Here is a 3933-nt window from a genome sequence, read left to right on the forward strand (position 1 = left end):
GGCGGCGCCCGGCCGCCGCGTGACGCCGCGCCGCGGCCGCCGCATCACCGCAGGACCCGGCGGCGTCAGCGGCGGAAGCCCTCCACCCGCACCTCGTCGGTCGGGGCGAACCGCCCCGCGGCCGCGTCGATGAGCGCGATCGTCCGCGCCGACTGCGCGCAGCCGAACCCGTACTTCGCCCGCACCCGCGCGTCGGCGATCTCCATGCAGGTGCGGCTGCGCGTGACGAACTCGGCCACCGGGTAGGTCGTGCCGGTGTCCAGGTGTTCGGTCACCACCAGCGACGGCGAGTAGTAGCTGACCTCGGTGCCGTCCGGCCAGCGGACGTCGAACATCATCTCGGGCACGGTCGTGCACGGTAGGCGGCCCGGATTGCCGCCGTGTTGCACGCGGCGTCTACAGGATGAAGCCGAACAGCGGGCTGTCCGGCGGGATCGGCTCGATGTGCGGGGGAGCCTCCTGCATCCGCTTGAGCAGCGCGGGCAGGTCGTCCGGCGAACCCAGCTCGATGCCGACCAGGGCCGGGCCGGTCTCCCGGTTGGAGCGCTTGGTGTACTCGAACAGGGTGATGTCGTCATCCGGGCCGAGGACGTCGTCGAGGAACCGGCGCAGCGCGCCCGGCTCCTGCGGGAACTCGACGAGGAAGTAGTGCTTGCGGCCCTCGAAGACCAGGGCGCGCTCGACGATGTCGGCGTAGCGGGAGACATCGTTGTTGCCGCCCGAGAGCAGGCAGACCGTCGTGGCGTCGCGGGGGATGTCGAGCCGGTCCAGCGCCGCGGGGGACAGCGCGCCCGCCGGCTCGGCGATGATCCCGTCGGACTGGTAGAGCGCGAGCATCTCGACGCAGATCCGGCCCTCGGGCACCGCGAGCAACTCCACGCCCGCGTCGCGCACCACGTCGAAGGTGGCCGCGCCGACCTTGCGCACGGCGGCGCCGTCGACGAACGGGTCCAGCGATCCCAGGTCGACCGGCTCGCCCGCGGCGACCGCGGCCGCCATGCTCGCCGCCCCGGCGGGCTCGACGCCCACGATCCGGGTCGACGGCGCGTGCTCGCGCAGGTAGGTGATGGCCCCGGCGAGCAGTCCACCGCCACCGACCGGCACGACCAGCACATCCGGCGGGTCGGCCAGCTGGGAGACGATCTCGCGGGCGATCGTGCCCTGGCCCGCGACGGTGCGCGGGTCGTCGAAGGCGGGCACCTGGGTGGCACCGGTGGAATCGGCGTCGGCGCGGGCGGCCGCGGCGGCCTCGTCGTAGGTGTTGCCGACCACCCGCACCTCGACGGCGTCGCGGCCCAGCCGCGCGACCCGGTCCCGCTTCTGGCGCGGGGTCGTGCCGGGCAGGTACACCCGCCCGGTCACGCCGAGGCGCTGGCAGGCGAACGCGACGCCCTGGGCGTGGTTGCCGGCGCTGGCACAGACGACGCCGGCGAGACGGTCGGCCTCGGGCAGCTGCGCGATGAGGTTGTAGGCGCCGCGGATCTTGTACGAACGGACCGGCTGCAGGTCCTCGCGCTTGACCCAGACCTCGCCGCCGAGCGCGTCGGACAGGCGGGGGTTGAGCTGCAGCGGGGTCGGGCCGATGACGGCGCGGAGCCGGGCCGCCGCGTCGTCGACGTCCCGGGCGCTCACAGAGGGGGTCACGGTCGACCAGGGTGTCATGACCCCCGCACGGGGTCGCCGCTCACCCCAGGCGCAGGGTGACCCGCTCGGACTCCGCGCGGCGGTCGAGGGTCGCCGGGTCCTCGGCGGCGTTCACGGTCTGGACCAGCGAGGCCCCCGCCGCGAGGACGGCGAGCAGCCCGTCGCGCAGGCCGTCCGCGCTGTCCCACCCGGTGCTCGACAGCACCCGGGCGCCCGCGGTGATGCCGAGTGCGTCCGCACGCTCCCGGGCCGCGGCCAGGACCTGCTCTCCGCTCGCGCCGTCCCAGGCCGGGGCCGCGCCGTCCACCGGGTCCCACGGGACGAACTCGTCGCCGTGCACCCGCACCTCGGTCGCGAAGTCGACGGTGCCACCGGGGAGGTCGCCCAGGCCGCGGCCGAAGAAGTCCAGCGAGAACGCGACGACCGTGCCCGCCCCGGCCGCGAGCGCCACGTCGAGCCGCGCCGCGTCGGCGAGCACGACGTCCGCGCCCGCCGGGTCGCCGATCAGCTCCGCGCCGCAGGACCACACGGCCAGCAGCGCGGCGACGGTCTGCCAGTGCGCGGGCAGCAGCGCCGCGACCCGGGTGCCCGGCTCGACGTCGACCTCGTCGCGCAGCAGGTTCGCCGCCTTCGCTGTCCAGTTCGCGGTGGTCGTGCCGGACAGCTCGGTCCGCTCGCCGGTCGCGTCGTCGTAGTGGGTGACCAGCGGTCGCGGGGCGGCGGCGCCGAGCGCCGGGCCGAGCAGCGCGTCGGTGAGGAACAGGCCGGAGCCGAAGACGGTGTCCATCACGCCGGAACGCTACGTCAGTCGATGCAGGGGACCCCGCCCGCGGTGATCGGCGGGGTCGAGGGAGCCGGGGCGGCGGCGGGCGCGGCCGCCGCGGAGGTCGACCGGCCGCCGTTCGCGCGGTCGGTGCCGAGCAGCACCTGGACCCGGCCCTGGGCGACGGCGTCGGACTGCTCGACGCCGATGCCACCCAGCGCCTCGGCGACCCGGCGGGCGGCGGCGTCGCCGTCGGCCTGGCTGTAGCGGACCACCGAGGTGGTGCGGTCCGGGGCGTTGCCGACCTCGCCGGGGGTGAACCCGGTGCGGCCCAGGGTGTCGGCGACCTGCGCGGCCAGCCCGGTCACCCCGGACCCGTTCGCCACGTCGGCCACGACCGGCGCCGCCGCCTCCGTGGAGGTCGCGGGCGCCTCCTCGGGCTCGGGGTCGGTGTGGTGGGCGACGAAGTCGCGGACCTCGGCGGGGTCGACGAGCAGCACGTCCTTGCCGCGGGTGGTCTCCGGGCCGCCGGTGGGGATGGTCAGGAAGTCCATCCTCCCGGCCGCGATCGACGACGCCTCGCGGGCGAAGCCGAGCAGGTCCCAGCCGCTGTCGATGACGACCGACTGCTGGATCACCTCGATGAGCGCTCCGAGCTTGGTCGGGTCGGTGAGCGTGCCCGAGGACAGGACCTTGTTGGCGACCGCGGCGAGGAACACCTGCTGACGGTTGATACGCGACAGGTCCCCGCCGGCGAGCCCGTGCCGCTGCCGGACGAACGCGAGCGCGTCGGCACCGGAGATCGTCTGCGGGCCTGCGGGGAAGTCGGCGCCGGAGAACTCGTCCCTGGCCGGGGCCTTGAGACAGACGTCGACGCCGCCGACGGCGTTGGTGAGGTTGTAGAAGCCGAGCAGGTTGACCTCGGCGAAGTGGTCGATGGCCAGCCCGGTGAGGTCCTGCACGGTGTCGATCAGGGCCTGCCGACCGGCCTGCGACGAGTCCTGGTCGATCTGCCGGGGGTCGCGCACGCCCTCGGCGACCAACCGGGACGCGGTCTCCGCCTTCGTCTGCGGGTAGGCGGCGTTGATCTTGTTGCGGCCGATCCCGGGGATCGACACCTCGGAGTCGCGCGGGATGGAGAACGCGGTCGCGCTGCCGCCGTCGGCGGGCAGGTGCACGACGATGATCGTGTCGGAGTTGAGGACGCCGGACTCGGCGCCGCTGCGCAGCTGGGCCAGGACGTCGGCCGGCAGCGGGTTGCCCTGCGCGTCGGTACGGCTGTCCACGCCGACCAGCAGGATGTTCTGCTCGCCGCCCGCGGAGCCGCCGAACAGCAGGTTCGTCGTGGTGATGCCGCCGGTGACGTCGCGGTAGAAGGTCCACACGGCGCCGGTGAGCAGCACCGTCAGCGCCGACAGCACGGCGACGGCGACCCGCAGCCGGGCCAGCAGCCCGCGGGCCCGGGGCGGTCCTCCGCCGGTGCGCCCGCCCCGCGCCGGGTACGGGGGGTGCTCGTCGGGGCCGGT

The 3933-nt window shown here is 75.0% G+C and carries 4 protein-coding genes; all 4 read right to left on the minus strand.

The features are described 5' to 3' along the window. Positions 1–65: 65 nt before the first annotated feature. Positions 66–338 (minus strand): MSMEG_0570 family nitrogen starvation response protein, encoded by a 273-nt coding sequence (locus GTW08_RS04610; RefSeq protein WP_202416400.1) that lies wholly within the window; start codon positions 336–338, stop codon positions 66–68. A 58-nt stretch (positions 339–396) separates the two neighbouring features. Then, positions 397–1632 carry a threonine ammonia-lyase IlvA gene (gene ilvA, locus GTW08_RS04615; protein WP_217266918.1) on the minus strand — a complete coding sequence of 412 codons (1236 nt, stop codon included), beginning with the start codon at positions 1630–1632 and terminating at the stop codon, positions 397–399. A gap of 52 nt (positions 1633–1684) precedes the next feature. After that, on the minus strand, positions 1685–2431 hold the full coding sequence (locus GTW08_RS04620) for a TIGR03089 family protein (protein ID WP_083658765.1): 747 nt from the start codon (positions 2429–2431) through the stop codon (positions 1685–1687). A 17-nt stretch (positions 2432–2448) separates the two neighbouring features. Then, positions 2449–3933: LCP family protein (locus tag GTW08_RS04625; protein WP_161151453.1), on the minus strand; the 1485-nt coding region annotated here is incomplete at its 5' end.

Source organism: Pseudonocardia sp. SID8383, from assembly GCF_009864975.1.
Lineage (GTDB): Bacteria > Actinomycetota > Actinomycetes > Mycobacteriales > Pseudonocardiaceae > Pseudonocardia > Pseudonocardia alni.

Coding starts and splice junctions, on each gene's coding strand:
- GTW08_RS04620 (WP_083658765.1), bottom strand. CDS start 2,431: ATGGACACCGTCTTCGGCTCCGGCCTGTTCCTCACCGACGCGCTGCTC.
- GTW08_RS04610 (WP_202416400.1), bottom strand. CDS start 338: ATGATGTTCGACGTCCGCTGGCCGGACGGCACCGAGGTCAGCTACTAC.